Source organism: Brevibacillus antibioticus (genome assembly GCF_005217615.1).
In the GTDB taxonomy this organism is placed as follows: Bacteria; Bacillota; Bacilli; order Brevibacillales; family Brevibacillaceae; genus Brevibacillus; species Brevibacillus antibioticus.
Genome location: NZ_SZNK01000001.1, coordinates 4,582,501 through 4,605,513 on the forward strand (window position 1 = coordinate 4,582,501; position 23,013 = coordinate 4,605,513).

Consider the following 23,013-nt stretch of genomic DNA (forward strand, 5'->3'; position numbering starts at 1 on the left):
TCCATACAGTAGATACATGAACAAGCCGACAAACAAGTTACCGGTGCTACCCATGAACAGCTTGTCCCAATCAAAAATAAGGGCAACCAGGATCCCACCTAATCCCCCAAGCAAAAGCGTGGTAATAAAAAGCCAGCCATACTTACGCAAACTCACCAATTATTCCCTCCCATCCACATCGAATATGATTGTACCAATGGATACAAGAAAATACTAGCGTAAGAACAAAACAAAATGCACACGTTACTTGTAGGCAGAGTAAAGAAGGAGGTGTCCACCCCATGAGAAAAAAGACGATGTCTTTTTGGTTAACCGCTCTTGTCTGTCTGGTGCTAACCAGTTGCGGGGGTGGCGGACAAGCGCAAAGTTCGTCTCAGCCTGATTATAAAAGCGTCAAAGACATGGTGCTGGACATATTACAGACGGACGAAGCGAAGCAATCTGTTAGCAAGATGATGAAGGATGAAAAGTTCAAGCAAAGCCTGATGCTTGACGAGTCAACGGTGCGGACAACCTTGATTCAAAGCATGACGAATCCCAATAGTACGCACATCAAAGAAGCATTTAAAGACCCGAAATTCGCAAGCGCCATGGCGAAATCCATGAAAAATGAACAAAAAACGCTAATGAAGGACCTGATGAAGGATCCTGAATATCAAAAAGAGCTCATAAGCGTAATGAAAGACCCTGAGTTTGAGAAAAATTTGATGGACCTGATGAAAAGCTCTGCTTATCGACAGCAAACCATGCAAGTGATGAAGGAATCCTTGCAAAGTCCTTTGTTCCAGGCTGAACTCATGAAGATCATGACCAAAGTATCCGAGGACATGACAAAACCAAAGGAACTGAAGTCGAAGAAAAAAGGAAAGGGAAAAGAAGGTAAGGGTGGAGGTTCCGGCGGAGGCGGCGGTAGCTCTTCTTAAAACGCAAAGGTGAGCTCTATTGCAGAGCCCACCTTTTTCATCTTCTTGGTAACTATTGTTTGACGGCTTCCCCGCATTTTTCTATCACACGTTTGGCCATATCGATGTAAAGCTGACCAATGTCCGTCTTTTCTCCATAGATGGATGGAGAATAATCAGGTTCAGATGGATGATTATCCGGTTGTCCCAGCGGAATTTGAGCGAGCAGCTCACATGCCAAGGTCTCGGCAAGTTTAGCTCCTCCACCACGCCCGAATACGTATTCTTTGGAACCATCCTTTGCTTCGTACCACGCCATGTTTTCCACAATACCGAGGATTTCATGACCAGTTCGCTTTGCCATAGCGCCTGCACGAGCTGCAACAAACGCCGCAGTAGCATGAGGAGTGGTTACCACAATCTCCATACTTTGCGGAATCATGGTGTGTACGTCGAGGGCCATATCTCCCGTTCCTGGAGGCAAGTCCAGCAAGAGGTAGTCCAATCCTTCGCCCCAGTGTACTTCCGTGAAAAAGTTACGCAGCATTTTCCCCAACATAGGGCCACGCCAAATGATCGGAGAGTTGTCTTCCACAAAAAAGCCCATGGACATAACCTTTACGTTTTGCTTTTCAACAGGCAAAATCGTTTCACCAATCACGGTTGGTCGTTGTTCAATATTCATCATATCGGGCACACTAAAGCCGTAAATGTCTGCGTCGATAATGCCCACTTTTTTTCCTAAACGCGCGAGCGCAACGGCCAGGTTCACTGTTACCGTCGATTTTCCGACGCCACCTTTTCCGGAAGTAACCGCGATAAAGGTCGTATTCGAATCCTTCGCCAAGATCGGGTTCAAAAGGGGAGCTTGTCCGGGTGTCATGTTATGTGTTTGCCCACCTTGGTTCTTGCGAAGCTGGGCAGACAGAGCCGCACGTTCCTCGTCCGTCATCGAACCGAATTGCAGGCGTACTTCTTCGGCTCCCAGCGCTTTCACAGCTGCAACGACATCGTCCTCGATCTTGGCTTTGAGCGGACAGCCCGAAATCGTCAGAACGACCGTGAGACTTACTGTCTTGCCTTCAATATGGATATCCCGAATCATGTTGAGCTCGACCAAGCTACGATTAATTTCAGGGTCTTTTACATCGCGTAGTGCTTCGAGAACCTGTTCTCTGGTCAACATTCTGGTTCACCTCATCTATGATCTTTTCAAACATTTCCATGCTGGTATAACGACAGCTTATGCGCGTTCATTATAGCATATTCGGGCGGTCGGAACACGACCACCGCCCTCTTAAGGTGTAATTGGCGCTTTTTCTCCTGAATACTGACGTAAGATCCCCTGATAAATGGCATTCGCCATTGCCTTTTGGTATTCAACGCTCTGAAGTCGCTTTGCCTCCTCTGTATTGCTGACAAAGCCTACCTCTACCAAAACGGCCGGGCAGTTAACCTCCCGAATCAAGAACACATTGTTCGTCTTACTCGGAACCCGATCTGTATGACCGATCACCCGCTTGATTTCATCTTGTATCAAATAAGAAACTTCTGCGCTCTTTTTGAAGCTAGGGGAATAAAAAGTCTGTGCTCCCGACCATTTCGGAGAAGGGATGGAATTAACGTGTATACTGACCAAAAAATCCGGTGTACTATCATTGACCAGCCTTACTCGGTTTCGAATATCCTCAGATTTTCGTTTGCGAGCCTGCGCCGCATCTGGACTCGCCAAATCCTTGTCTTCCTCCCTCGTCATAACTACAAACGCTCCTGACTGCTGAAGGAAATCCCGTAAGTACATGCTAATGGCCAAAGTCACTTCTTTCTCAACTACATCCCCGGCTTTGGAAACGGCACCGCCGTCTATTCCCCCATGCCCAGGGTCAATAGCTATGACCGTTCCCGTCAGTGGCAGCGACCATGCCTGCCAGGAAGAACGATCAGGCGCTTCGTAGGTGAACAACAGCATAAGCACCGCGAAAGCTAATATCCAGCCTACTCCTTTTCGTGTCACAGTTTATCGTCCCCTTTGTCCCATTCTCGTTCCATCTTATGGACAAACATGGACAAATATACCCGTTTGTGAAAAGGAAAAACCCCCTGCCTGCGAACAGACAAGGGGTTGTATCGAACAGCAATTAGCGCTTGGAGAATTGAGGTGCGCGACGAGCTGCTTTCAAGCCGTATTTCTTACGCTCTTTCATTGTTGGTTTCGATTCGTTAAGGTTTCCGCATATTAATAGGAAGATTTACAACTTAGATTCCGTTTACTTAAGATACTTTCTGATAGAAATATGGTCAAAATATGGTCACGACGAGAGTCCTAGAGATTATGTTCTAGGGCTTTCCTGTTTACTCCGCCTTCACAAATTTTTCAATGTATTTTGCGCGTTCTTCTTTGGTGAAAAACTTGTTTACGAGTTCATTCCGCCACTTGTCTTTATCAGTTTTAGTTTCAGCAAGGTTTACCTTCAAATAATCCTCGATAGTAGCTCTATCAACCTCAGTGGTATATTTTTTTCCATGATTAAGAGTTACCTTCACCTTTTGCAGTTCAGGGAACTCCTTTAGCAGTCGGATCGGCTCTTCCATCAAGGTTTTGTTGATCGCGTCTCCAGACTCCCAATAGTTCTTTGCATCTGCTTCTATCATTCCGGTTTCAGGTTTAGTCTTTTTCAAAGTTGCAAAGTCTGCATAGGTGATTACCGCTTCGTTTTGGTTAACAATCTCGGCCTCGGTAATAAATGGCCCACCCTTTAAGTTTGGAGCGTACTCCTTAAATCTACTCACTTCCTCGGCTGACATAGTTTTCTGTTCAGAAGCTGGAGCAGATGAGGTAGTTGTAGTTGCTGGAGCTGGCGCATTACTGTCTGGCGTTGTACCGCAGCCACTTAATACGATGCCTAATGACAATACAAGAATTGACGTTCTTTTCACTGGTAAATTCCTCCCTAGTTGTATGTTTCGCCCTCACAATAATCCAAAACCTTACATTGAACAAGAATATACGAAAGAACCTAGCAAAAGTTTTTTCATTTACTGGAAAAATGTTTACCCATCCAATTTTTTTTGTGATAAAGTGAAATTAAATACAAAATTTGGGAAAAAAGGGGGCTTAATGAGGTGTCGCTTTCATTAGGTGAACTCATTAGCAGTCATCGTAGTCGACGCAATCTAACACTAGCAGACCTTTCGGAATTGTCAGGAGTCAGTAAAAGTACCATATCGTTAATTGAAACAGGAGAGACTAAACGGCCCAGCTATGCCACTTGGAGAAAGATAGCGGAAGCCATCGATATAGCACCCAGCATCATCATAAACGCATTTGTGGACACTACACATAATCCTAAGACATTAGAGCTCGTCCTTGCAGAGGTTATCAACGAAGGATGGGAAGCTCTTGTCGCTAAAGTTGCTACGCGTTATTTAGAGTCACCAAAGATTGATACGTTTAGAGCGTTAGATCATATCGCCAGTACAGCCAGAGATACAGAGAACAAACGAATAAAACGCATCTTATGCGAAACGATTATTAGTTTCGCAAGAAGCAGGGGAATACCCTCATATCTAGCAAACGCCTTGTATGAAAGGTATTTGATTGAGCGTGACGACTTCTCTCGTTTCGAGGAAACGTATCGACGTGGGAAAGAACTGCTTCTCTATGTCGAGCATCTCTATGTAGAAGATCGAATCGATTACTATTATAAAATGGGTGTTCACGCCAACATACTCGACTTGCACGACGAAAGTATCGATTTATGTAGGCTCGGTTTACGGGAAGATCGGTCAGATAACAGACCTAAAGCATCTGCATATATCTCCCTATTCAACTCGTGTATTTACTTTGGGGACTTCCATGTAGCTGACATCTACCTAAAAGAGTATGAAAACAGCGAATACGCTGATTTTCGAAAAAACCATTTTCGCGCTACTCTCCTTGCGAAAAAAGGGCAGCACGAGGACGCAATCAATTTGTTCAACATCTGCTTAAATGAGACTGACAGAGAAGGGCGTATATCCATCGTGGTCGACCTCATGGAATCGTATTTGGAGGCTGGAAAGACAGACGATCTCATGCTATTGATCGAAACGGAGGATCAGTTTCTGCCAGAGAAAATGCCGCAGCATCCGTACCGAATTAAGACACTGGCCCAATACTACAGACGTAAGGCGTTGTGCTTAATCTCAATAGAGAGATATGATCCAGGATTTCATAGCCTGATCGAAAGCATCAAGTATTACAAGCACATAGGAATATCTACAGAGGTTATTGAAGGCATACGACTGTTCCTACGCCATCATCGAACTAACAGTAAAAATCTGTCCTTTGAAAACATGGAGTTAATAGAAAACATATGTGATAATATTTTGTAACAATAGAAGGAGGAGAGTTTAATGCAGAAGCTACTTTTGGTTTTTGCTCTTGTGGTGTTCTTTTCCTCGCCTGTAATATCGGAAGCGTGTGATCCGAAGTATGGGCCTTATCGAGTTGAACCTGATTGGTAAACATTGCGTAGAGAGGGGGAAATCCCCTCTCTTCTTTCTTTTCATTAATCCCAAGAGAAAGCGAAACACTGAGACTTCTCGAGTCACCCTGCATACGTTTGTGTAACTCCGAAACGCTTATTAACCAAGAAAACCCGTTTCCTCAAGGCAGGGACGGGTTTTCTTGGTTAATAAGCCACCGAGAATATAATTGATTTAGTGTTGTTTGTCAGTAAATTATCTCCAGTCCCCGGTTTCCTCAACTTCAGTAGTGTCGTCAAGATCTAAAATACCGTAAGGTTCGAATATCGTTGTGCTATTCGGTCTTTTATTACCTAAATTAACGTCTGCTCCGTAGTAATAGGCTTGCCAAACTATTTTTGAGCAATAGGTGTAGTCAAATCCGCTTAATTTAACTGCTAAACTGTAATCTGCATCTGAATATTCCTTAGCATATGTTCTAGCCCATTCCCCAGCTTTTTTTGCATCTCGACTACTGGTATATCGAATTACTTTCACGCTATTATCATAGCGTTTAAAAAATCTGGAAAGGGATATCTCTTCAGGATGCTGACCGACTCCTCCTATATGCACGACAGTTAAATTGTCAGTTACAATTGCAGCATGTCCTGTCAATCCTTTCGAAGAGGTAGCGTTAGAAACTAACATATCACCTGGCTTTGCTTTAGTATGTGTGTCAGGGTAATAAACACCTGGATCATCGGCTAGCGGTTTCACTTCAGCCGCAAAACTAACTGATGTACATAAAGTGAAGATCATAATAAAGAGAAGCAGGATACTTGAACTCTTTCTGGAAAACACATACACCTCTCCCTGAAATAGTATTTTATCTCTTTTTACCATAAAGTGGCATTGTTTTCAATATATTTAGTATATAATAATATTTAGCAATGACAATTTAGGAGAGTGAACATAATGACTTTGCTTAAAAAGTTCAGTATATCTCTAACTTTATTAAGTATTTTAATTAGTCTTTTGGATTTTTTAGGGAATGATGGAAAACACATCTTGCTTTCGATAACGAATCCAATCCTTAATTACATCGTTTATATTGAACCGTTCAGACATTGGATAATAGAAGTACATCAGGATGCTGATAGTACCATTCTTCCTACTGGGTATTTACTGCATATCATTATTTACTTCTTGTTTGGACTATTGATTGACTTAGCTATAAAATTCGGAAAAAAACGGCATCAAAATAATTAAAAAACAAAGGGGACATGTCCAAACAACATGCCTCCTTTGTTTTTTAAAATGCTCATTTATTTGCAATTACTTCACTACACTCACGAGGTCCTTTACATTGATCCAATCTGCTGCCCAGTCGCTCACCAGTTTGAATCGTTTGCGTACTGCATCAATCTCACGCACTATTCCCCACGCTTCTTCCAACGTACCAAGCTCGCCCTTCGTCGGCACGAACCATTTTACAGTTATAGCGTAGTCATACTGTGTACTGTCGACGATTTCAAGAACATATAAACCCAGCACTCGAAAAGCTGTACTATCCAAATTCAACAAACGCATTCTCCCCCACTTTAGAAAATTAAAAATGAAGGACATCAGTAGAGCTTATTGCCAAGATGTGATTAATAAGGTTGCTGAAGAAATTAAATCGGTCGACAACATGAAAATGTATGCGAATCAAATATTTGAGTACGCGATATCAAAAGAAATCCTTGTAAACAATCCGTTAAAAGGAGTGATCATTCCGAAGAAGGACGAGGAGTTTATCGTAAGCACAGATGAACCCGAACGTAATTACTGGGAGAAAGGCGAGATCAAAGAATTTTTAGATATTACGAAGCGCGAGTGTACAATGCGGGATTTTATAATGTTCCATCTGCTAATTTACACTGGCGGACGTAAAGGGGAAGTTCTAGCCTTGCGCTGGAGCGACATCGATTTTAAAGCCAAAACCATTCATTTCAACAAAACTTTGTTCTATGAAAAAGGAAAGTATGTATCTCTGACGTCCAAAACAGCCGCTTCTAGACGTTTTATCAGCATGGATGACACAACGGCAGGGTTACTCAAAAAATACCGTACAGGGCAATCTGGAGCTTCGGTTGTGCATCTCCATTCAAAAGATAATGAAATGGTTTTTACTCGTGAAGATGGGTCCCCGCTACGACTCGCATATCCAAATGACAAATTAGATGAGATTACCAAATCAAACAATCTTCATCCAATTACAGTCCACGGCTTACGCCACACTCACGCCTCCCTTTTATTTGAAGCTGGTGCCAGCATCAAGGAAGTTCAGGAGCGTCTCGGTCATTCCGATATCAAAATGACGATGAACATCTACACCCACGTTACCCGAACGGTCAAAGAGCAAACTGCATCCCGATTTGAGAAGTTCATGGAGCTATGACCATACAAATATGGTCAAAATATGGTCACGGCTCATTCGGGGGAAAAATTAAAGCCCCTGACCAATGAAGGCCAAGGGCGATAATCCTTGATATAGCAAGCTTCTTAGCGCTTGGAGAATTGAGGTGCGCGACGAGCTGCTTTCAAGCCGTATTTCTTACGCTCTTTCATACGAGGGTCGCGAGTCAGGAAGCCAGCGCGTTTCAGAGCGCCGCGCAGTTCCGGATCTGCTTTCAGCAGAGCGCGAGCAACGCCGTGACGGATTGCACCAGCTTGACCAGTGGTTCCGCCGCCGTTTACGTTAACCAATACATCGTAACGACCAAGAGTTTCAGTCAGAACGAGTGGTTGTTTTACGATCAATTTCAGTGTTTCCAAACCAAAGTAAGAATCCATTTCACGCTTGTTGATCACGATGCGACCTTCACCTGGAACCAGGCGAACGCGTGCTACGGAGTGCTTACGACGACCTGTACCGTAGTATTGTACTTGTGCCACGTATATTTCCTCCCTTTACCTTAACCGCGAATTTGCCAAACTTCTGGTTTTTGTGCTGCGTGCGGATGCTCAGTTCCAGCGTATACTTTCAGCTTGGTGAACATTTGACGTCCCAGGCTGTTTTTAGGCAGCATGCCTTTTACCGCCAGTTCGAACATACGATCTGGTCGCTTATTCAGCATTGCGCCAGCAGTGGTTTTTTTCAAACCACCTGGATACAGGGAGTGAGTGTAGTAAATTTTGTCATTCAGTTTGTTACCAGTCAATTTCACTTTGTCAGCGTTGATTACGATTACGAAATCGCCAGCGTCAACGTGAGGAGTGAATTCTGGTTTCAGTTTTCCGCGCAGGATAGAAGCTACTTCGCTCGCCAGACGACCCAGCGTTTGGCCTTCAGCGTCAACGATGTACCATTTGCGCTCAACTTCGAGCGGTTTCGCCATATATGTGGTACGCATTTTTGTCCCTCCTAAATATCTTACCTAACACATATCCATCTACTTATAACCAAAAACAACCGAAACTTGCAATGGAAGATAATTGCTGTTACGGGTGAGCAACTCTTCCAGGTGTTCCATGTAAACACGATCTTGTCTTTCAATCCCGGGGCTAGAGTGGGGCTAGGCGGGGTTAAAATACCAAGGAATATCGTACTACATAGACGCTCCATAGTCAAGTGCTGCTCGTTCGTCTAATAGTTGGAAATCTGAGAACTAGTAGACGACTTCCCACATGGTCAGACCCTTGGCTGGCGCAGTCTTACCTGCCTTTTCCCGATCACATGCGGCGAGGATTTCCCTCAGTTCAGTAGGGCTTCTTTTTCCTTGCCCAACTTCAACCAAAGTTCCCACAATAATTCGAACCATGTTGTACAAAAAACCGTTGCCTCGGCATGTCACCCATACCTCGTCTCCGATTTTTTCCACGGTGAGCCCGTACACAGTCCGGACCTTGTCCTCGACGTATGTCTTTGCCGAGCAAAAGGAAGTAAAATCATGTTCACCCACCAAATAATGAGCAGCCTGCTGCATCGCGTCCACATCTAACGGAAACCGGACATGGTCGGCGTAACGATGTCGAAAAACATCTGCCACTGGATTGTTGTTGATACAATATCGATATTCTTTTACTTGCACGTCAAAACGCGCATGAAAAGAAGCATCGACCTCTTCTACTGTCCGAATGACAATAGAATCAGGCAACTGATTGTTCAACACAAACCGCCATTTATCCATCGGAATGTTACTAGACGTGTCAAAGTGAATTACTTGACCGCGCGCATGAACACCCGCATCTGTCCGGCCTGAACCAGAGACTTGGATATCCTCTCCGGTAACCCGATTCAATGCGGCTTCAATTTCACCCTGGACCGTTACTTGATCTGGCTGTACCTGAAAACCGCTGAAGTCAGTTCCGTCATATGCCAATACACATCGCAGTCGCTTCATGTGCGCCACCATCCAATCACGATTACCAAGATCACACTCACAACAGCTACGACTCCATCACGCCATGTGAACGTCAGCTTATTCAGCCGCGTTCTCCCCACTCCCCCGCGATAGCCACGCGCTTCCATCGCCAAAGCCAGCTCTTCAGCGCGTCGAAACGCACTAACGAACAATGGGATAGCGATCGGAATCAGGTTCTTGGCTCTGCGTACGAGACTTCCACTGGTGAAATTGGCCCCTCTGGCGGTCTGCGCCTTGATGATTTTATCCGTTTCTTCCATCAGGGTCGGAATGAAACGGAGTGCAATGGACATCATCAGGGCTATATCATGAACCGGTATGCCGATCTTCCCTAGTGGTCCTAGTAATCGCTCCAACCCTTCTGTTAAATCGATTGGAGAGGTTGTCAGTGTGAGCAAGGAGCTAATGAGAATCAAAAGTCCCAAGCGCAAAGAAATGAAGATCGCTTGGCGAACTCCCTGTTCTTCTACTGTAAACCATCCCCACTGAAAGTAGACCGTCCCGCCTTTTGTAATAAAAATATGCAAGACAACGGTAAACAAAATCAGGATCCAGACAGGCTTTAAGCTTTTTAATATATAGGACAATGAAAGCCTAGAAAGAAATGCAGCATACAAGGTAAAACCAACGAGTATGGCGTAAGTAACCGTATTGTTAGCCAGAAAAATCAAGGTAGCAAAAAGAATGATGAAGAGAAGCTTGCTTCGCGGATCTACACGATGTAAAAAAGATTGCCCTGGTACGTATTGACCAATTGCGATATTCTGCAGCATGCCTAGCCCTCCTTTGGTACGGACAGTCGTTCCAGCAGATGGGCAATCAGCTCTTCCTCCCGATAAAGGGAGCTCGGCAGACTAGCCTTGTCCGGCAGCATTTGATTCATTTGCGATACGAGAGCCACCGTTTCCGGTACATCCAAAGACAGCTCTCGGAGACGATTCACATGCATGAATACTTCCTCTGGCTTCCCCTGCAAAGCTACTTGACCTTGTGCCATCACAAGCAAATAGTCTGCATAGCGGGCTGCCTCTTCCATGCTGTGCGTGACCAATAGTGTCGTAAGGTTTTGTTCCCGATGAATCCGGTAGATCCCTTCCAGAATCGTTACTCGTCCCGCAGGATCAAGACCCGCTGTTGGTTCATCCAATACCAGAACCTTCGGCTGCATGGCAAGAACACCAGCCAAAGCAACACGTCGCATTTGCCCGCCACTCAAATGAAACGGCGAGCGATCCTTGATCGTGGCATAATCCAGGCCGACAATTTCAAGGGACTCCTTTACGCGTGCTTCCACCATTTCCGTTGGCAAGTCAAAATTGAGCGGTCCAAAAGCAACATCCTTCGCAACCGTTTCTTCAAACAACTGATGTTCGGGATATTGAAAGACGAGCCCAATATCGCGCCTTTGAGCATGGGGTAATCGGCGCTTTGGAGTAATGACCGCATCACCCAGGGTAATTTGCCCTGTACTAGGCATCAGCAACCCGTTCAAGTGCTGAATCAGCGTTGACTTACCTGAGCCCGTGTGGCCAATAATTCCGACAAACGAACCGGATGGAATCGTCAACGAAATATTGTGTAAGGCAACTCGTTCGAACGGTGTTCCCTTTGCGTAGATATGGCTTACTTGGTCAAAAGTAATTTGCATACGTGCTCCACCAGCTCCTCTTGATGCAGGACAAACGGTAAATCAATCCCTTTAGAATGAAGCGCATGTCGCAGTCGAACGGCAAATGGCACATCCAGTCCCACCTGTTTCAAACGATCTACTTCATTAAACACTTCACTCGGCTTACCTTCCATCAGGACTTCACCAGCATTCATGACGATGACCTTATCCGAATAGATGGCTTCTTCCGGAAAATGGGTAATGTTAATGATCGTGAGTCCCTCATCACGGTTCAGTTGACGAGCCAGATTCAGCACTTCCATTCTCCCTTGTGGATCAAGCATCGCTGTCGCTTCATCCAAGATGATGACAGAAGGACGCATCGCCATAATCCCTGCGATCGCCACTCGTTGCTTTTGACCCCCAGACAGACGATGTGGTTGTGCCTGTAAATAAGAATCCATCCCAACAGAAACGAGGGCCTCATCAATTCGAACTCGCATCTCTTTGGGGTCCACACCCATGTTTTCTAGGCCAAAGGCGACATCATCTTCCACTGTAGCCCCAACAATCTGATTGTCCGGGTTCTGAAAGACCATGCCAACATGTCGTCGGATTTCCCAAAGCAGCTCTCCATCTTTCGTATCCATTCCGCTGATAAGCACTGTGCCACCCTCTGGAAGCAATAGAGCATTCATCAGCTTTGCCATCGTTGATTTGCCGGAACCGTTGTGACCCAGTACGGATACAAAGGAACCTTTTTGAATGGTAAAGTCAACACCTTGTAATACCGGAACCCGTTGGCCATCCTCACCATCGTAGGTATAAGAAACATCTCGCAATGCCAGCAGGTTATCTTCATTCATGAGGTATTCACAACCTCCCCAGCCTTCACAGGGAACTGACTAGCAGTATTTCGATGAGAAAGAAAAAAGGGTTGAATCAGAGTCCAGCCTATGACCAGATCTGCCCCCACCCTTTTCGCGGTAATCTACCCGGCTTAAAACCTGAGTAAACGACCAGTTTACATTTATTAAACGAATTCGATGTACGCCATTGGAGCAGCGTCGCCACGGCGAGGGCCGGTTTTCAGGATACGAGTGTATCCACCGTTGCGCTCTTTGAAGCGAGGAGCGATTTCATCGAACAGTTTTTGAACAGCATCACGGCCTTCAGCATTCGCAACTTCTTTGCGAACGAAAGCAGCAACTTGACGGCGAGCATGCAGATCGCCACGTTTCGCGAGCGTGATGATTTTTTCAGCGATTGGGCGCAGTTCTTTCGCCTTCATCTCTGTAGTTTCGATGCGCTCGTTGATGATCAGGTCTGTTACCAAGTCGCGGAACAGCGCTTTACGAGCTGAGCTACGACGACCCAATTTACGTTGTGCCATGTGGTTTACCTCCCTCTTAATCGAGAGAACAAAAGTTTGCTTCTTGGTTTGCTATTCTAATCGTCGCTGCGCAGGGACAGGCCCAGTTCAGCTAACTTTTCTTGAACTTCTTCAAGAGATTTGCGCCCCAGATTGCGTACTTTCATCATGTCCTCTTCGGTCTTCTGCGTCAGCTCTTGCACGGTATTAATACCGGCACGCTTCAAGCAGTTGTAGGAACGAACGGAAAGATCGAGCTCTTCGATAGTCATCTCCAAGACTTTCTCTTTCTTGTCCTCTTCCTTCTCTACCATGATTTCTGCATCCTTCGCCTCGTCAGTCAGACCGACGAACAGGTTCAGGTGCTCCGTCATGATTTTTGCGCCGAGACTCACGGCTTCTTCCGGACTGATGCTACCGTTAGTCCAAACCTCAAGTGTTAACTTGTCATAGTTGGTCATTTGCCCTACACGGGTATTTTCCACTTGATAGTTAACGCGCTTGATCGGCGTGTAGATGGAATCAATCGGAATCACACCAATAGGCAGATCCTCAGATTTGTTTCCGTCAGATTGAACATAACCACGACCACGTCCAGCTGTCATGCGGATATGCAGACGACCGCCATTGGCCAACGTTGCAATATGAAGATCAGGGTTTAAGACCTCCACATCACTGTCAGCACGGATATCTCCCGCTTTGACAACGCCTTCGCCTTCTGCATCGATCTCGATTACTTTTTCTTCATCGGAATGGATCTTCAGCGCCAAGCCTTTGATGTTCAGGATGATCTCGGTTACATCTTCAACGACGCCTTCAACCGTGGAGAATTCGTGAAGAACCCCATCGATTTGAACAGTACGAACTGCCGCGCCTGGCAAGGACGAAAGAAGAATTCGTCTCAGCGAGTTGCCAAGGGTAGTTCCGTATCCGCGCTCTAGAGGTTCTACAACAAACTTTCCATACGAGTTGTCGTCGCTAACTTCCACAACCTCGATTTTTGGTTTTTCTATTTCTATCATTAAACAAACCCTCCTTCAAAACGTCGAAATCCTGGGGTGGGCCGCATACGTGCCCACTCAGGAATTTCCCCGGCGGTTTACCGTTTGCGTGCATGACAAGCTATAAATCAGAATTTACCATTCTAGTATGGACATGTTCTGAACGATATAAACCAGTTACACGCGGCGACGTTTTGGTGGACGGCAACCGTTATGCGGAATTGGCGTCACGTCTTTAATCATGTTCACTTCAAGACCAGTAGCTTGCAGGGAACGGATCGCAGCTTCACGACCAGCACCTGGGCCTTTTACTGATACTTCAAGGGAACGCATGCCGTGTTCCATTGCAACGCGTGCAGCCGCTTCAGCAGCCATTTGCGCAGCAAATGGAGTGCTTTTACGGGAGCCTTTGAAGCCGAGGGAACCAGCACTGGACCAAGAGATCGCGTTACCGTGTGGATCCGTGATAGTGACGATCGTATTGTTGAAAGTAGAACGAATGTGTGCTACGCCGACTTCAACATTCTTACGGTCACGACGACGGGTACGAGTTGCTGTAGCTTGTTTTCTTTTCGCCATGTCAGATTACCCTCCTTTACTTCTTCTTGTTTGCTACTGTACGGCGTGGACCTTTACGCGTACGAGCATTTGTTTTAGAACGTTGACCGCGAACTGGAAGTCCACGACGATGACGGATGCCACGGAAGCAACCGATTTCCATCAGACGCTTGATGTTGAGGGAGATCTCACGACGGAGGTCACCTTCCACCTTCACAGTTTTGTCGATGTACTCACGAAGTTTGTTTACTTCGTCTTCTGTCAAATCGCGAACACGAGTGTTCATGTCTACGCCAGTAGAGGACAGAATTTTTTGAGACGTGGGGCGGCCAATACCAAAAATATAGGTAAGAGCAACTTCAACGCGTTTTTCGCGCGGCAAGTCTACGCCTGCAATACGTGCCATGTGTCAAAAGCACCTCCTTGTTTACCCTTGTTTTTGCTTATGCTTCGGATTTTCACAAATAACCATTACGTTACCTTTGCGACGGATAACCTTACATTTCTCGCAGATCGGTTTAACCGAAGGTCTCACTTTCATGGTTCTTGCCTCCCTTTTCTAGGGGTTTTGCTTACTATTTATAGCGGTACGTAATACGTCCGCGGGTTAAGTCGTACGGCGACAGTTCAACAGTTACTTTATCCCCCGGCAGGATACGGATAAAGTGCATACGGATTTTTCCAGAGACGTGAGCAAGGACTTTATGTCCATTCTCTAATTCTACTCGAAACATAGCATTTGGCAAAGGTTCGATTACCGTACCTTCCACCTCAATTACATCATCTTTTGCCATGGTAAACTCTCCTTTCTTCTGCTCTTCAGTCGGACCATGAGTTTTGCGAAATGATCACACAACGAACTTATCGTCGACACGTTGGACGACAATCCCGAACCATTCGGAACTACCGTTTTTATGTCCGTGTAAAAATCTCATAGCCATCTTCCGTAATCGCGATGGTGTGTTCAAAATGAGCACAAGTTTTCCGATCCACTGTTACTACCGTCCAATTGTCCTCCAATGTGCGGACATAACGCTCGCCGGCATTTACCATTGGCTCAATAGCCAACACCATGCCTGGTTTTAACCGCGGTCCTCGATCAGGAGGGCCGTAGTTAGGAACCTGTGGATCTTCGTGCAAGTTTTGCCCGATCCCATGCCCCACATACTCGCGAACGAGTGTGAAATCGGCAGCTTCTGCATGAACCTGAATCGCATGAGAGATATCGGATAAACGTCCACCCGGAACAGCTTTTTCAAGCCCCTTGTACAACGACTCTTCCGTTACTCTGAGCAGCTTCTGGTTTTCTGTTGAAATCATACCGACCGGATACGTCCAAGCGGAGTCGCCATGGTAACCCTGAAACTGGGCACCAATGTCGATACTGATAATGTCTCCTTCTTGTAACGCCCGTTTACCTGGGATCCCGTGTACGAGTTCTTCATTGACTGAAGCACAGATACTTCCTGGAAAGCCACCATAGCCTTTAAACGATGGAATTGCTCCCATGCTTCGAATAAAGGTCTCGGCAATTTCGTCTAGCTGCTTCGTCGTGACACCAGGCTTGATCGCCTTGGCCAGTTCTTGATGGGTGAGTGCGACGATACGACCAGCTTCGCGCATAACCTCAAGTTCTGCTTTCGACTTTAGGATGATCATTCGCAATTACCCTCGCAACAAAGACTTAATTTCCGCAAACACTACCTGGATATCTTGTTCTCCATCGATATCTCGCAGAAGTTCCTGTGCGGAGTAGTAGTCGATAAGTGGCTGTGTTTGAGCGATATTTACGTCAAGGCGTTGTGTTACCACTTCGATCTTGTCGTCTTCACGCTGATACAGCTTACCACCATCTTTATCACATACGCCAGCCTCTTTTGGAGGATTGAACATCGTGTGATAGCTAGCACCGCAAACAGGGCAGATCCAGCGACCGGTCAGACGTTCAATCAATTGCTCGCGTTGAACGTTGATGTTAATTACATGGTCAATTTCGCGTCCCAGCTCTTTTACTGTAGCTGTCAACGCTTCCGCCTGAGGAACTGTGCGGGGAAAACCATCTAATAGGAAACCCTTTGCGCAGTCTTCCATCGAAAGGCGCTCTCGCACAATACCAATGACGACCTCGTCTGGGACGAGATGACCTTTATCCATGTAGGATTTAGCCTCTAGTCCGAGCGGCGTTTCGTTTTTGACCGCAGCTCGGAACATGTCGCCAGTCGAAATGTGCGGGATGTCAAACTCTTTTACGATACGTTCTGCCTGTGTCCCTTTACCGGCTCCAGGCAGTCCCATCAGAATTATATTCACGTCCATTCCCTCCGTCCCATGAGGAAAAGCTACAGAAGCTTTTCTCTAAACATCTAAGTCATTACTTGATAAACCCTTGGTAGTGGCGTTTGATCATTTGACTTTCAATCTGCTTCATTGTATCCAAGCATACCCCAATCACGATCAACAGCGATGTACCGCCGATGAAAATGGATTGCGGCAAGTTTGCAATACTACTGAAGAAGAATGGCAAAATGGCAATTGCCATCAGGAACAAAGCGCCCGCCAATGTTAACCGGTTTAATGTACGAGTAATGAATACCTCAGTGTTTTTACCAGGTCGGATACCAGGAATGTAACCACCATTTTTCCTCATGTTTTCTGCCATTTGTACAGGGTTGATCTGTACGAATGTGTAGAAATAGGTGAAACCGAGAATCAAGACAGCGTAAAGCGACATTCCTAATGGTTGACTTACTTGGAAGTTGTGATAAATCCAGTTAGCAAAACCTTGTCCAGATGCATCCACCCAGAACTGCGCAATTGTTGAAGGGAACATTACGAGCGATACCGCAAAGATAACAGGAATAACACCAGCAGAGTTGATTTTCAGCGGAATGTGGGTAGATTGACCACCGTACATTTTACGTCCAACCACTCGTTTCGCATATTGCACTGGAATCTTGCGAATACCTTGCTGCATAAAGATAACCCCGACAATGATTGCGAGGATTACCAACAGAATGATCAAAACTTTGACGATGCTGAAGAATACGTTTTGAGATGGGTCAGCAAACTGAGTTGTGTAAATCGTCGTAATCCCTTGCGGAATATTAGCGACAATCCCGGAAACGATCAGGATCGAAATTCCGTTACCAATCCCCTTCTCCGTAATCTGTTCCCCCATCCACATCAAGAATGCGGTCCCAGCCGTCAGTGTCAACGCAATGAGTGCATAGCTGCCAATAGAAGTATCCTTTAGCAAGCCTGGCGCCATATTGTTGAATCCAATTGTCATCCCTACAGACTGAATCAACCCAAGGATAATTGTAGCGTAACGGGTAACGGTGGCAATCTTGCGACGGCCAACTTCCCCTTCACGCGACCATTGCGTAAGCTTAGGCACAACATCCATGGACATCAGCTGCATGATAATCGATGCCGTAATGTACGGATAGATACTCATGGCAAATACCGAGAAGTTATGCAGTGCTCCACCTGAGAAGGTGTTCAACAAGCCCAAAAGTTGGTTTGTATTCTCCTGAAGCAACTCGACATTTACGTTAGGAACTGGCACAAAGCTTCCGATCCGGAATACAACCAGCATCATGAGCGTAAAAAGGATCTTGCGACGAAGGTCGCTAATTTTGAAAATGTTAGTTAAGGACGCTAACATTAGATCACCTCGGTTGTTCCACCGACTTGTGCGATCTTCTCAGCAGCAGCTCCGGAGAACTTGTGAGCTTTTACAGTCAGCTTCACAGTCAGTTCACCGTTAGCAAGAACCTTAACACCGTCGCGCAGCGCGCTGATAACACCAGTTTCTTTCAACAGCTCAGGTGTTACTACAGTGCCCTCTTCAAAACGGTTCAGCGCGTCCAAGCTAACAATCGCAAATTCTTTGCGGCTGATGTTAGTGAAACCACGCTTAGGCAGACGACGGTACAATGGGTTTTGACCACCCTCGAAACCAGGGCGAACACCGCCACCAGAACGAGCGTTTTGACCTTTGTGACCTTTACCAGCAGTTTTGCCAGTACCGCTACCAATACCGCGACCGATGCGCTTACGAGTGTGACGGGATCCTTCTGCAGGTTGCAGTTCATGCAATTTCATACGTTGCACCTCCTAACTAATTGAGATGTTCAATTAAGCTTCTACTTCTTTCACTTCAACCAAGTGCTTCACTTTGAAAACCATTCCACGGATTGCAGCGTTATCTTCCTTCACTACAGTGGAGTTGATTTTGCGAAGACCCAGAGCTTTTACAGTGTCTTGTTGGTCAACAGTGCGACCAATCAAGCTGCGTTTGAGGGTGATTTGCAATTTTGCCATGTTCATTCCCTCCTTATTAACCCAACAACTCGTCAACAGTCTTACCGCGCAATTTCGCGACATCTTCCGCTGTTTTCAGACGGCCGAGGCCTTCCAGCGTAGCGTTGACCATGTTGATAGGATTGTTGGAACCAAGAGACTTACTCAAAATATCGCCTACACCAGCCAGTTCGAGTACGGCACGAACAGGTCCACCAGCGATAACACCTGTACCAGGGGCAGCAGGCTTGATGAGAACCTTACCAGCGCCAAATTGGCACAGTACTTGGTGCGGAACAGTTGTTCCTCTCATCGGTACACGGATCAATTTTTTCTTAGCATCGTCAATCGCTTTGCGAATGGCGTCTGGAACTTCTTGAGCTTTACCCATACCAGCACCTACGTGGCCGTTACGGTCTCCCACAACAACCAAGGCGCTGAAGCTCATACGACGTCCACCTTTAACCGTTTTTGCTACACGGTTAACTGCGACTACTTTTTCTTCGAGCTCTAATTTGCTAGGGTCGATACGCATTCCTTACCCTCCTTGTTGTTAGAATTGCAGACCAGCTTCACGAGCTGCTTCTGCCAGTGCTTTAATACGTCCATGATAGATGTAACCACCGCGGTCAAAAATCACTTCAGTCGCACCTTTTTCTTGTGCACGCTTAGCGATCAGTGTGCCAACAGCTGTAGCAGCTTCCACGTTAGCGCCATTATTCAGGCCCAGCTCTTTATCCAAAGAAGATGCAGATACCAGTGTTACGCCAGTTGCATCGTCGATCAATTGAGCGTAGATGTGCTTAGAAGAACGGAATACGTTCAGACGCGGGCGAATGGTAGAACCAATCACGCGTTTGCGGATTCGCAGATGACGTTTTTTCCGAGCTTTGTTTTTATCAGCTTTCGTAAACATTAAGCGGCCTCCTTTCTCATGAAGCTAGAAGCTTATTTACCTTTTTTACCTTCTTTACGACGAACCACTTCATTGCTGTACTTGATACCTTTACCTTTGTATGGCTCAGGTTTGCGCAGGGAACGAATCTCAGCAGCAATTTGGCCTACACGCTCTTTGTTAATACCTTTAACAATCAGAGTCGTTTGGTTAGGTACGTCGATTTCGATACCCTCTTCTGGAGTAACTTCCACTGGGTGGGAGAAACCAAGAGAGAGAGTAACGCCGTTGCCAGTTTTGGCAGCACGGTAACCTACACCGACCAGTTCCAAGGTACGAGTGAAGCCTTCAGATACGCCAGTTACCATGTTGGATACCAGCGCACGAGTCGTACCATGCAGGGAACGGTGAAGTTTGTTATCGCTTGGACGCTCAACAACTACTTCGTTTTCAGCGATGTTGATTTTGATATCTTCATGGAAGCTACGAACGAGTTGACCCTTAGGGCCTTTTACCGTCAGCTCAGTACCGTTCAGAGTGAGGGTAACGCCTGCAGGGACCACGATCGGTTTTCTACCGACACGAGACATGTGGTGCACCTCCTGTGCTATTTACAATCTGTTAATTACCAAATGTATGCGAGAACCTCTCCACCAACGTGTGCTTGACGAGCTTGCTTGTCAGTCATTACACCAGTGGATGTAGAGATGATCGCGCAACCGAGACCACCCAAAACCTTAGGTACTTCATTGTTCTTTGCATAAACACGAAGTCCTGGCTTGGAGATACGTTTCAGACCTGTGATGACACGCTCGTTGCCTGCACCATATTTCAGGAATACGCGGATGATTCCTTGTTTGTTGTCTTCAACAAACTCCGCATCGCGGATAAAGCCTTCTTCTTTCAGAATGCGCGCGATTTCCTTCTTGATGGTGGACGCCGGGATTTCCACTTTCTCGTGGCGAACCATGTTGGCGTTACGAATTCGTGTCAACATATCTGCGATTGGATCAGTCATAACCATGAGAGAAAACCTCCTTCCCGTTTCAAATTACCAGCTTGCTTTTTTCACGCCTGGAATTTGACCTTTATAAGCAAGTTCACGGAAGCAAATACGGCAGAGTTTGAATTTGCGCAATACGGAGTGAGGACGTCCGCAACGCTCGCAACGAGTGTACGCGCGTACTGCAAACTTCGGCTGCCGCTGTTGCTTGATGATCATTGATTTCTTTGCCACATTCTTCCCTCCTTACGAGTGGGTTTTATTTACGGAATGGCATACCCATTTGAGTCAGCAACTCACGAGCTTCCTCATCCGTTTTCGCGGAAGTAACAATAACGATGTCCATACCACGAACTTTATCAATTTTATCGTACTCGATCTCAGGGAAGATCAGTTGTTCCTTCAGACCAAGTGTATAGTTACCGCGACCGTCAAAAGCCTTGGAAGAAATTCCACGGAAGTCACGAACACGCGGGAGAGATACGTTCATCAATTTGTCGAGGAAGTGGTACATACGCTCGCCGCGCAGAGTAACCTTTGCACCGATCGGCATACCTTCACGCAATTTGAAACCCGCGATGGATTTCTTAGCCTTTGTTAATACAGGCTTTTGACCAGCGATGATTTGCAGGTCTTCAATTGCAGTATCCAAGGACTTAGCGTTAGCTACCGCTTCGCCAACACCCATATTGATGATGATCTTTTCTACTTTCGGCACTTGCATGATGGAAGTGTAGTTGAACTTGCTCATCAAACCAGGCACGATTTCGCTCGTATACTTTTCTTTCAATCTTGTTGCCATCTAGGATATCCTCCTTTCCAACCTGACTACTTGTCGAGTACTTCGCCAGACTTTTTCGCGTACCGAACTTTCTTGCCGTTATCCAAAACTTTGTAACCGATGCGAGTAGCTTTTCCGGACTTCGGATCGATCAAAGATACGTTGGATACGTGAATAGCTGCTTCTTGAGTCACAATGCCACCTTGCGGGTTAGCTTGGGACGGACGGCTGTGTTTCTTCACGAGGTTGATACCTTCAACCAGAACGCGTTCTTTCTTTGGATAAGCAGCGAGAACGCGACCTTTTTTGCCTTTATCTTTGCCCGCATTTACGATAACAGTGTCGCCTTTTTTAACGTGCATCGCTTGGTGCACCTCCTATCGAACAAACTGCCTGAGTTTTGCCGTTCAATTAGATAACCTCTGGAGCCAGAGAGATGATCTTCATGAAATCCTTATCGCGGAGCTCACGAGCCACAGGTCCAAAGATACGAGTACCACGAGGGGATTGATCGTCTTTGATAACTACAGCTGCATTCTCATCGAACTTGATGTAAGAACCATCGTTACGACGAACGCCACTTGCAGTGCGTACTACAACCGCTTTAACTACTTGACCTTTCTTGACAACGCCGCCGGGTGTAGCGGATTTTACGGAGCACACGATAACATCCCCGATGTTCGCCGTTTTGCGACCGGAACCACCCAGAACCTTGATGCACATGAGTTCCTTAGCACCGGAGTTGTCAGCAACAGCCAATCTCGTTTGAGTTTGGATCATTTACTGTTCCTCCTTTCGGATTTATCTATCCGAAAATCTGACTTATACGATTACTGCCTCTTCAACGATGCGTACCATACGGAAACGCTTGTCTTTAGACAATGGACGAGTTTCCATGATTTCTACGATGTCGCCAACTTTTGCTGCGTTGTTCTCATCGTGAGCCTTGAACTTTTTGGAGAATTTCATGCGTTTACCGTACAATGGGTGTGTCTTGTAAGTTTCAACAAGAACAACAATGGTTTTATCCATCTTGTCGGAAACGACGCGACCTACAACGGTTCGACGCATATTGCGATCTGCGGTCATCGTTCAAACCTCCTTCCTATAATTAGCCGATTCCCAATTCTCTCTGGCGCAGGACGGTTTTCGCACGAGCAATATCCTTACGCACTTGTTTGATGCGAGATGTGGTTTCGAGTTGACCCGTAGCCAACTGGAAACGAAGGTTGAACAACTCTTCTTTCAAAGAAGTAACGTTTTGTTCGAGCTCGGCAGTGGTCAAATTACGGTACTCATTAGCCTTCATGTGCGTCACCACCCACTTCTTCACGCTTCACGAACTTGCACTTGATAGGCAGTTTGTGCATAGCCAGACGCATAGCTTCGCGAGCGACTTCTTCAGGAACACCAGCAAGTTCAAACATGATCTTGCCTGGCTTCACTACCGCTACCCATTTCTCAGGAGAACCTTTACCGGAACCCATCCGTACTTCGAGCGGTTTTTGTGTAACTGGTTTGTCAGGGAAAATTTTAATCCAGACTTTACCACCACGTTTAATGTAACGGGTCATTGCAATACGGGCAGCCTCGATTTGACGGTTGGTTACCCAAGATGGTTCCATTGCTTGCAATCCGTATTCACCGAACGCAACAGTGGTACCGCCTTTTGCGTTACCTGCCATTTTCCCGCGGTGTTGTTTACGGTGTTTCACGCGTTTTGGCGTCAACATGA

General features: G+C 46.1%; 37 protein-coding genes and 1 pseudogene (1 of these 38 only partly in view). 3 read left to right on the forward strand and 35 right to left on the reverse strand.

Features of this window, described 5'->3' with window-relative positions; genetic code table 11:
* Positions 1–156, reverse strand: the beginning of a protein-coding gene (locus E8L90_RS21965) for a KinB-signaling pathway activation protein (RefSeq protein ID WP_137031377.1). The gene continues 432 nt to the left of window position 1, outside the view; only the first 156 of its 588 coding nucleotides appear in the window; the start codon lies at positions 154–156; its stop codon lies off the left edge, out of view.
* Between the two features lie 125 nt (positions 157–281).
* Here E8L90_RS21965 and gerD point away from each other — a divergent pair, with 125 nt between their 5' ends.
* Positions 282–923 carry a spore germination lipoprotein GerD gene (gene gerD / locus E8L90_RS21970; RefSeq protein ID WP_137031378.1) on the forward strand — a complete coding sequence of 214 codons (642 nt, stop codon included), beginning with the start codon at positions 282–284 and terminating at the stop codon, positions 921–923.
* Positions 924–975: 52 nt separating this feature from the next.
* Here the strand turns inward: gerD and E8L90_RS21975 are convergent, their stop codons facing one another.
* From E8L90_RS21975 to E8L90_RS21990, 4 genes and pseudogenes are all read right to left on the reverse strand, one after another.
* Positions 976–2,088, reverse strand: coding sequence for a P-loop NTPase (locus tag E8L90_RS21975; protein ID WP_137031379.1), 1,113 nt, complete (start codon positions 2,086–2,088; stop codon positions 976–978).
* Between the two features lie 111 nt (positions 2,089–2,199).
* Positions 2,200–2,916, reverse strand: a complete 717-nt coding sequence (gene cwlD, locus E8L90_RS21980; protein WP_137031380.1) for an N-acetylmuramoyl-L-alanine amidase CwlD — start codon at positions 2,914–2,916, stop codon at positions 2,200–2,202.
* A gap of 124 nt (positions 2,917–3,040) precedes the next feature.
* Positions 3,041–3,112, reverse strand: a pseudogene (rpsI, locus tag E8L90_RS21985) (30S ribosomal protein S9); the annotation flags it as partial.
* A gap of 142 nt (positions 3,113–3,254) precedes the next feature.
* Complete coding sequence (locus tag E8L90_RS21990) at positions 3,255–3,839, reverse strand: hypothetical protein (protein ID WP_137031381.1); 585 nt, start codon at positions 3,837–3,839, stop codon at positions 3,255–3,257.
* 186 nt (positions 3,840–4,025) lie between these two features.
* Here E8L90_RS21990 and E8L90_RS21995 point away from each other — a divergent pair, with 186 nt between their 5' ends.
* Positions 4,026–5,276, forward strand: a complete 1,251-nt coding sequence (locus E8L90_RS21995) for a helix-turn-helix domain-containing protein (protein ID WP_137031382.1) — start codon at positions 4,026–4,028, stop codon at positions 5,274–5,276.
* A 348-nt stretch (positions 5,277–5,624) separates the two neighbouring features.
* Here E8L90_RS21995 and E8L90_RS22000 read toward each other — a convergent pair whose 3' ends face one another.
* On the reverse strand, positions 5,625–6,209 hold the full coding sequence (locus tag E8L90_RS22000) for a YiiX/YebB-like N1pC/P60 family cysteine hydrolase (RefSeq protein ID WP_162309112.1): 585 nt from the start codon (positions 6,207–6,209) through the stop codon (positions 5,625–5,627).
* A gap of 474 nt (positions 6,210–6,683) precedes the next feature.
* Positions 6,684–6,929 carry a hypothetical protein gene (locus tag E8L90_RS22005; protein WP_162309113.1) on the reverse strand — a complete coding sequence of 82 codons (246 nt, stop codon included), beginning with the start codon at positions 6,927–6,929 and terminating at the stop codon, positions 6,684–6,686.
* A gap of 7 nt (positions 6,930–6,936) precedes the next feature.
* Between E8L90_RS22005 and E8L90_RS22010 the strand changes: the two genes are divergently transcribed.
* Positions 6,937–7,788 (forward strand): tyrosine-type recombinase/integrase, encoded by an 852-nt coding sequence (locus tag E8L90_RS22010; protein WP_425267134.1) that lies wholly within the window; start codon positions 6,937–6,939, stop codon positions 7,786–7,788.
* Positions 7,789–7,892: 104 nt separating this feature from the next.
* On the opposite strand, the gene rpsI (E8L90_RS22015) is transcribed toward E8L90_RS22010, so the two are convergent.
* The 28 genes from rpsI (E8L90_RS22015) to rplP all read right to left on the reverse strand — a co-directional run bounded on the left by rpsI (E8L90_RS22015) (position 7,893) and on the right by rplP (position 23,011).
* Positions 7,893–8,285: a 30S ribosomal protein S9 gene (rpsI, locus tag E8L90_RS22015; protein WP_064202916.1), complete on the reverse strand. Its 393-nt coding sequence runs from the start codon at positions 8,283–8,285 to the stop codon at positions 7,893–7,895.
* A 20-nt stretch (positions 8,286–8,305) separates the two neighbouring features.
* On the reverse strand, positions 8,306–8,743 hold the full coding sequence (gene rplM, locus E8L90_RS22020) for a 50S ribosomal protein L13 (RefSeq protein ID WP_012684005.1): 438 nt from the start codon (positions 8,741–8,743) through the stop codon (positions 8,306–8,308).
* 255 nt (positions 8,744–8,998) lie between these two features.
* Positions 8,999–9,733, reverse strand: coding sequence for a tRNA pseudouridine(38-40) synthase TruA (truA, locus tag E8L90_RS22025; RefSeq protein ID WP_137031386.1), 735 nt, complete (start codon positions 9,731–9,733; stop codon positions 8,999–9,001).
* On the reverse strand, positions 9,730–10,527 hold the full coding sequence (locus tag E8L90_RS22030) for an energy-coupling factor transporter transmembrane component T family protein (protein WP_137031387.1): 798 nt from the start codon (positions 10,525–10,527) through the stop codon (positions 9,730–9,732). Before E8L90_RS22030 ends, truA begins: the two co-directional genes overlap by 4 nt.
* A gap of 2 nt (positions 10,528–10,529) precedes the next feature.
* A complete protein-coding gene (locus E8L90_RS22035; RefSeq protein WP_137031388.1) occupies positions 10,530–11,402 on the reverse strand; it encodes an energy-coupling factor transporter ATPase in 873 nt (290 codons plus the stop codon).
* Positions 11,378–12,229 (reverse strand): energy-coupling factor transporter ATPase, encoded by an 852-nt coding sequence (locus E8L90_RS22040; RefSeq protein WP_137031389.1) that lies wholly within the window; start codon positions 12,227–12,229, stop codon positions 11,378–11,380. Before E8L90_RS22040 ends, E8L90_RS22035 begins: the two co-directional genes overlap by 25 nt.
* 167 nt (positions 12,230–12,396) lie before the next feature.
* Complete coding sequence (gene rplQ / locus E8L90_RS22045) at positions 12,397–12,756, reverse strand: 50S ribosomal protein L17 (protein WP_106841276.1); 360 nt, start codon at positions 12,754–12,756, stop codon at positions 12,397–12,399.
* Between the two features lie 56 nt (positions 12,757–12,812).
* Positions 12,813–13,757 (reverse strand): DNA-directed RNA polymerase subunit alpha, encoded by a 945-nt coding sequence (locus E8L90_RS22050; protein ID WP_005828801.1) that lies wholly within the window; start codon positions 13,755–13,757, stop codon positions 12,813–12,815.
* A 156-nt stretch (positions 13,758–13,913) separates the two neighbouring features.
* A complete protein-coding gene (gene rpsK / locus E8L90_RS22055) occupies positions 13,914–14,315 on the reverse strand; it encodes a 30S ribosomal protein S11 (RefSeq protein ID WP_005828803.1) in 402 nt (133 codons plus the stop codon).
* A 16-nt stretch (positions 14,316–14,331) separates the two neighbouring features.
* On the reverse strand, positions 14,332–14,700 hold the full coding sequence (gene rpsM, locus E8L90_RS22060) for a 30S ribosomal protein S13 (RefSeq protein ID WP_137031390.1): 369 nt from the start codon (positions 14,698–14,700) through the stop codon (positions 14,332–14,334).
* 21 nt (positions 14,701–14,721) lie between these two features.
* Positions 14,722–14,835 carry a 50S ribosomal protein L36 gene (gene rpmJ / locus E8L90_RS22065; RefSeq protein WP_003333770.1) on the reverse strand — a complete coding sequence of 38 codons (114 nt, stop codon included), beginning with the start codon at positions 14,833–14,835 and terminating at the stop codon, positions 14,722–14,724.
* A gap of 34 nt (positions 14,836–14,869) precedes the next feature.
* The gene (gene infA / locus E8L90_RS22070) at positions 14,870–15,088 is read right to left on the reverse strand and encodes a translation initiation factor IF-1 (RefSeq protein ID WP_003333772.1); all 219 of its coding nucleotides are present in this window, start codon (positions 15,086–15,088) and stop codon (positions 14,870–14,872) included.
* A 118-nt stretch (positions 15,089–15,206) separates the two neighbouring features.
* Entirely contained in the window at positions 15,207–15,953 is a 747-nt protein-coding gene (map, locus tag E8L90_RS22075) for a type I methionyl aminopeptidase (protein ID WP_137031391.1), read from the reverse strand.
* A 6-nt stretch (positions 15,954–15,959) separates the two neighbouring features.
* Positions 15,960–16,604 carry an adenylate kinase gene (locus E8L90_RS22080; protein WP_137031392.1) on the reverse strand — a complete coding sequence of 215 codons (645 nt, stop codon included), beginning with the start codon at positions 16,602–16,604 and terminating at the stop codon, positions 15,960–15,962.
* A 61-nt stretch (positions 16,605–16,665) separates the two neighbouring features.
* A complete protein-coding gene (gene secY / locus E8L90_RS22085; protein ID WP_137031393.1) occupies positions 16,666–17,961 on the reverse strand; it encodes a preprotein translocase subunit SecY in 1,296 nt (431 codons plus the stop codon).
* A complete protein-coding gene (rplO, locus tag E8L90_RS22090; protein WP_007716272.1) occupies positions 17,961–18,401 on the reverse strand; it encodes a 50S ribosomal protein L15 in 441 nt (146 codons plus the stop codon). The genes secY and rplO overlap by 1 nt, the downstream gene beginning before the upstream one ends.
* A gap of 33 nt (positions 18,402–18,434) precedes the next feature.
* Positions 18,435–18,620 (reverse strand): 50S ribosomal protein L30, encoded by a 186-nt coding sequence (gene rpmD, locus E8L90_RS22095; RefSeq protein ID WP_007716270.1) that lies wholly within the window; start codon positions 18,618–18,620, stop codon positions 18,435–18,437.
* A gap of 16 nt (positions 18,621–18,636) precedes the next feature.
* On the reverse strand, positions 18,637–19,134 hold the full coding sequence (gene rpsE, locus E8L90_RS22100; RefSeq protein WP_007716268.1) for a 30S ribosomal protein S5: 498 nt from the start codon (positions 19,132–19,134) through the stop codon (positions 18,637–18,639).
* Positions 19,135–19,152: 18 nt separating this feature from the next.
* Complete coding sequence (gene rplR / locus E8L90_RS22105; RefSeq protein ID WP_017247053.1) at positions 19,153–19,515, reverse strand: 50S ribosomal protein L18; 363 nt, start codon at positions 19,513–19,515, stop codon at positions 19,153–19,155.
* Positions 19,516–19,547: 32 nt separating this feature from the next.
* Positions 19,548–20,084, reverse strand: coding sequence for a 50S ribosomal protein L6 (gene rplF / locus E8L90_RS22110; protein ID WP_137031394.1), 537 nt, complete (start codon positions 20,082–20,084; stop codon positions 19,548–19,550).
* Positions 20,085–20,119: 35 nt separating this feature from the next.
* A complete protein-coding gene (rpsH, locus tag E8L90_RS22115; protein WP_012683992.1) occupies positions 20,120–20,518 on the reverse strand; it encodes a 30S ribosomal protein S8 in 399 nt (132 codons plus the stop codon).
* A 27-nt stretch (positions 20,519–20,545) separates the two neighbouring features.
* Positions 20,546–20,731 carry a type Z 30S ribosomal protein S14 gene (locus E8L90_RS22120; protein WP_005828830.1) on the reverse strand — a complete coding sequence of 62 codons (186 nt, stop codon included), beginning with the start codon at positions 20,729–20,731 and terminating at the stop codon, positions 20,546–20,548.
* 25 nt (positions 20,732–20,756) lie between these two features.
* Positions 20,757–21,299 (reverse strand): 50S ribosomal protein L5, encoded by a 543-nt coding sequence (gene rplE, locus E8L90_RS22125; protein WP_137031395.1) that lies wholly within the window; start codon positions 21,297–21,299, stop codon positions 20,757–20,759.
* A 26-nt stretch (positions 21,300–21,325) separates the two neighbouring features.
* Positions 21,326–21,640 carry a 50S ribosomal protein L24 gene (gene rplX / locus E8L90_RS22130; protein ID WP_007716253.1) on the reverse strand — a complete coding sequence of 105 codons (315 nt, stop codon included), beginning with the start codon at positions 21,638–21,640 and terminating at the stop codon, positions 21,326–21,328.
* A gap of 49 nt (positions 21,641–21,689) precedes the next feature.
* On the reverse strand, positions 21,690–22,058 hold the full coding sequence (gene rplN, locus E8L90_RS22135) for a 50S ribosomal protein L14 (protein WP_017247050.1): 369 nt from the start codon (positions 22,056–22,058) through the stop codon (positions 21,690–21,692).
* Positions 22,059–22,100: 42 nt separating this feature from the next.
* Positions 22,101–22,367 carry a 30S ribosomal protein S17 gene (gene rpsQ, locus E8L90_RS22140; protein ID WP_007716251.1) on the reverse strand — a complete coding sequence of 89 codons (267 nt, stop codon included), beginning with the start codon at positions 22,365–22,367 and terminating at the stop codon, positions 22,101–22,103.
* Between the two features lie 22 nt (positions 22,368–22,389).
* On the reverse strand, positions 22,390–22,587 hold the full coding sequence (gene rpmC, locus E8L90_RS22145; RefSeq protein ID WP_007716250.1) for a 50S ribosomal protein L29: 198 nt from the start codon (positions 22,585–22,587) through the stop codon (positions 22,390–22,392).
* The gene (gene rplP, locus E8L90_RS22150) at positions 22,577–23,011 is read right to left on the reverse strand and encodes a 50S ribosomal protein L16 (protein ID WP_007716249.1); all 435 of its coding nucleotides are present in this window, start codon (positions 23,009–23,011) and stop codon (positions 22,577–22,579) included. The genes rpmC and rplP overlap by 11 nt, the downstream gene beginning before the upstream one ends.
* Between the last annotated feature and the right edge of the window lie 2 nt (positions 23,012–23,013).

Bases quoted from the DNA above. Each gene is read 5' to 3' on its own strand.
- gerD (WP_137031378.1), top strand. From the start codon at position 282: ATGAGAAAAAAGACGATGTCTTTTTGGTTAACCGCTCTTGTCTGTCTG.
- E8L90_RS21975 (WP_137031379.1), bottom strand. From the start codon at position 2,088: ATGTTGACCAGAGAACAGGTTCTCGAAGCACTACGCGATGTAAAAGAC.
- rplM (WP_012684005.1), bottom strand. From the start codon at position 8,743: ATGCGTACCACATATATGGCGAAACCGCTCGAAGTTGAGCGCAAATGG.
- truA (WP_137031386.1), bottom strand. From the start codon at position 9,733: ATGAAGCGACTGCGATGTGTATTGGCATATGACGGAACTGACTTCAGC.
- E8L90_RS22030 (WP_137031387.1), bottom strand. From the start codon at position 10,527: ATGCTGCAGAATATCGCAATTGGTCAATACGTACCAGGGCAATCTTTT.
- E8L90_RS22035 (WP_137031388.1), bottom strand. From the start codon at position 11,402: ATGCAAATTACTTTTGACCAAGTAAGCCATATCTACGCAAAGGGAACA.
- E8L90_RS22040 (WP_137031389.1), bottom strand. From the start codon at position 12,229: ATGAATGAAGATAACCTGCTGGCATTGCGAGATGTTTCTTATACCTAC.
- rplQ (WP_106841276.1), bottom strand. From the start codon at position 12,756: ATGGCACAACGTAAATTGGGTCGTCGTAGCTCAGCTCGTAAAGCGCTG.
- E8L90_RS22050 (WP_005828801.1), bottom strand. From the start codon at position 13,757: ATGATAGAAATAGAAAAACCAAAAATCGAGGTTGTGGAAGTTAGCGAC.
- rpsK (WP_005828803.1), bottom strand. From the start codon at position 14,315: ATGGCGAAAAGAAAACAAGCTACAGCAACTCGTACCCGTCGTCGTGAC.
- rpsM (WP_137031390.1), bottom strand. From the start codon at position 14,700: ATGGCACGTATTGCAGGCGTAGACTTGCCGCGCGAAAAACGCGTTGAA.
- rpmJ (WP_003333770.1), bottom strand. From the start codon at position 14,835: ATGAAAGTGAGACCTTCGGTTAAACCGATCTGCGAGAAATGTAAGGTT.
- infA (WP_003333772.1), bottom strand. From the start codon at position 15,088: ATGGCAAAAGATGATGTAATTGAGGTGGAAGGTACGGTAATCGAACCT.
- map (WP_137031391.1), bottom strand. From the start codon at position 15,953: ATGATCATCCTAAAGTCGAAAGCAGAACTTGAGGTTATGCGCGAAGCT.
- secY (WP_137031393.1), bottom strand. From the start codon at position 17,961: ATGTTAGCGTCCTTAACTAACATTTTCAAAATTAGCGACCTTCGTCGC.
- rplO (WP_007716272.1), bottom strand. From the start codon at position 18,401: ATGAAATTGCATGAACTGCAACCTGCAGAAGGATCCCGTCACACTCGT.
- rpmD (WP_007716270.1), bottom strand. From the start codon at position 18,620: ATGGCAAAATTGCAAATCACCCTCAAACGCAGCTTGATTGGTCGCACT.
- rpsE (WP_007716268.1), bottom strand. From the start codon at position 19,134: ATGCGTATCGACCCTAGCAAATTAGAGCTCGAAGAAAAAGTAGTCGCA.
- rplR (WP_017247053.1), bottom strand. From the start codon at position 19,515: ATGTTTACGAAAGCTGATAAAAACAAAGCTCGGAAAAAACGTCATCTG.
- rplF (WP_137031394.1), bottom strand. From the start codon at position 20,084: ATGTCTCGTGTCGGTAGAAAACCGATCGTGGTCCCTGCAGGCGTTACC.
- rpsH (WP_012683992.1), bottom strand. From the start codon at position 20,518: ATGGTTATGACTGATCCAATCGCAGATATGTTGACACGAATTCGTAAC.
- rplE (WP_137031395.1), bottom strand. From the start codon at position 21,299: ATGGCAACAAGATTGAAAGAAAAGTATACGAGCGAAATCGTGCCTGGT.
- rplX (WP_007716253.1), bottom strand. From the start codon at position 21,640: ATGCACGTTAAAAAAGGCGACACTGTTATCGTAAATGCGGGCAAAGAT.
- rplN (WP_017247050.1), bottom strand. From the start codon at position 22,058: ATGATCCAAACTCAAACGAGATTGGCTGTTGCTGACAACTCCGGTGCT.
- rpsQ (WP_007716251.1), bottom strand. From the start codon at position 22,367: ATGACCGCAGATCGCAATATGCGTCGAACCGTTGTAGGTCGCGTCGTT.
- rpmC (WP_007716250.1), bottom strand. From the start codon at position 22,587: ATGAAGGCTAATGAGTACCGTAATTTGACCACTGCCGAGCTCGAACAA.
- rplP (WP_007716249.1), bottom strand. From the start codon at position 23,011: ATGTTGACGCCAAAACGCGTGAAACACCGTAAACAACACCGCGGGAAA.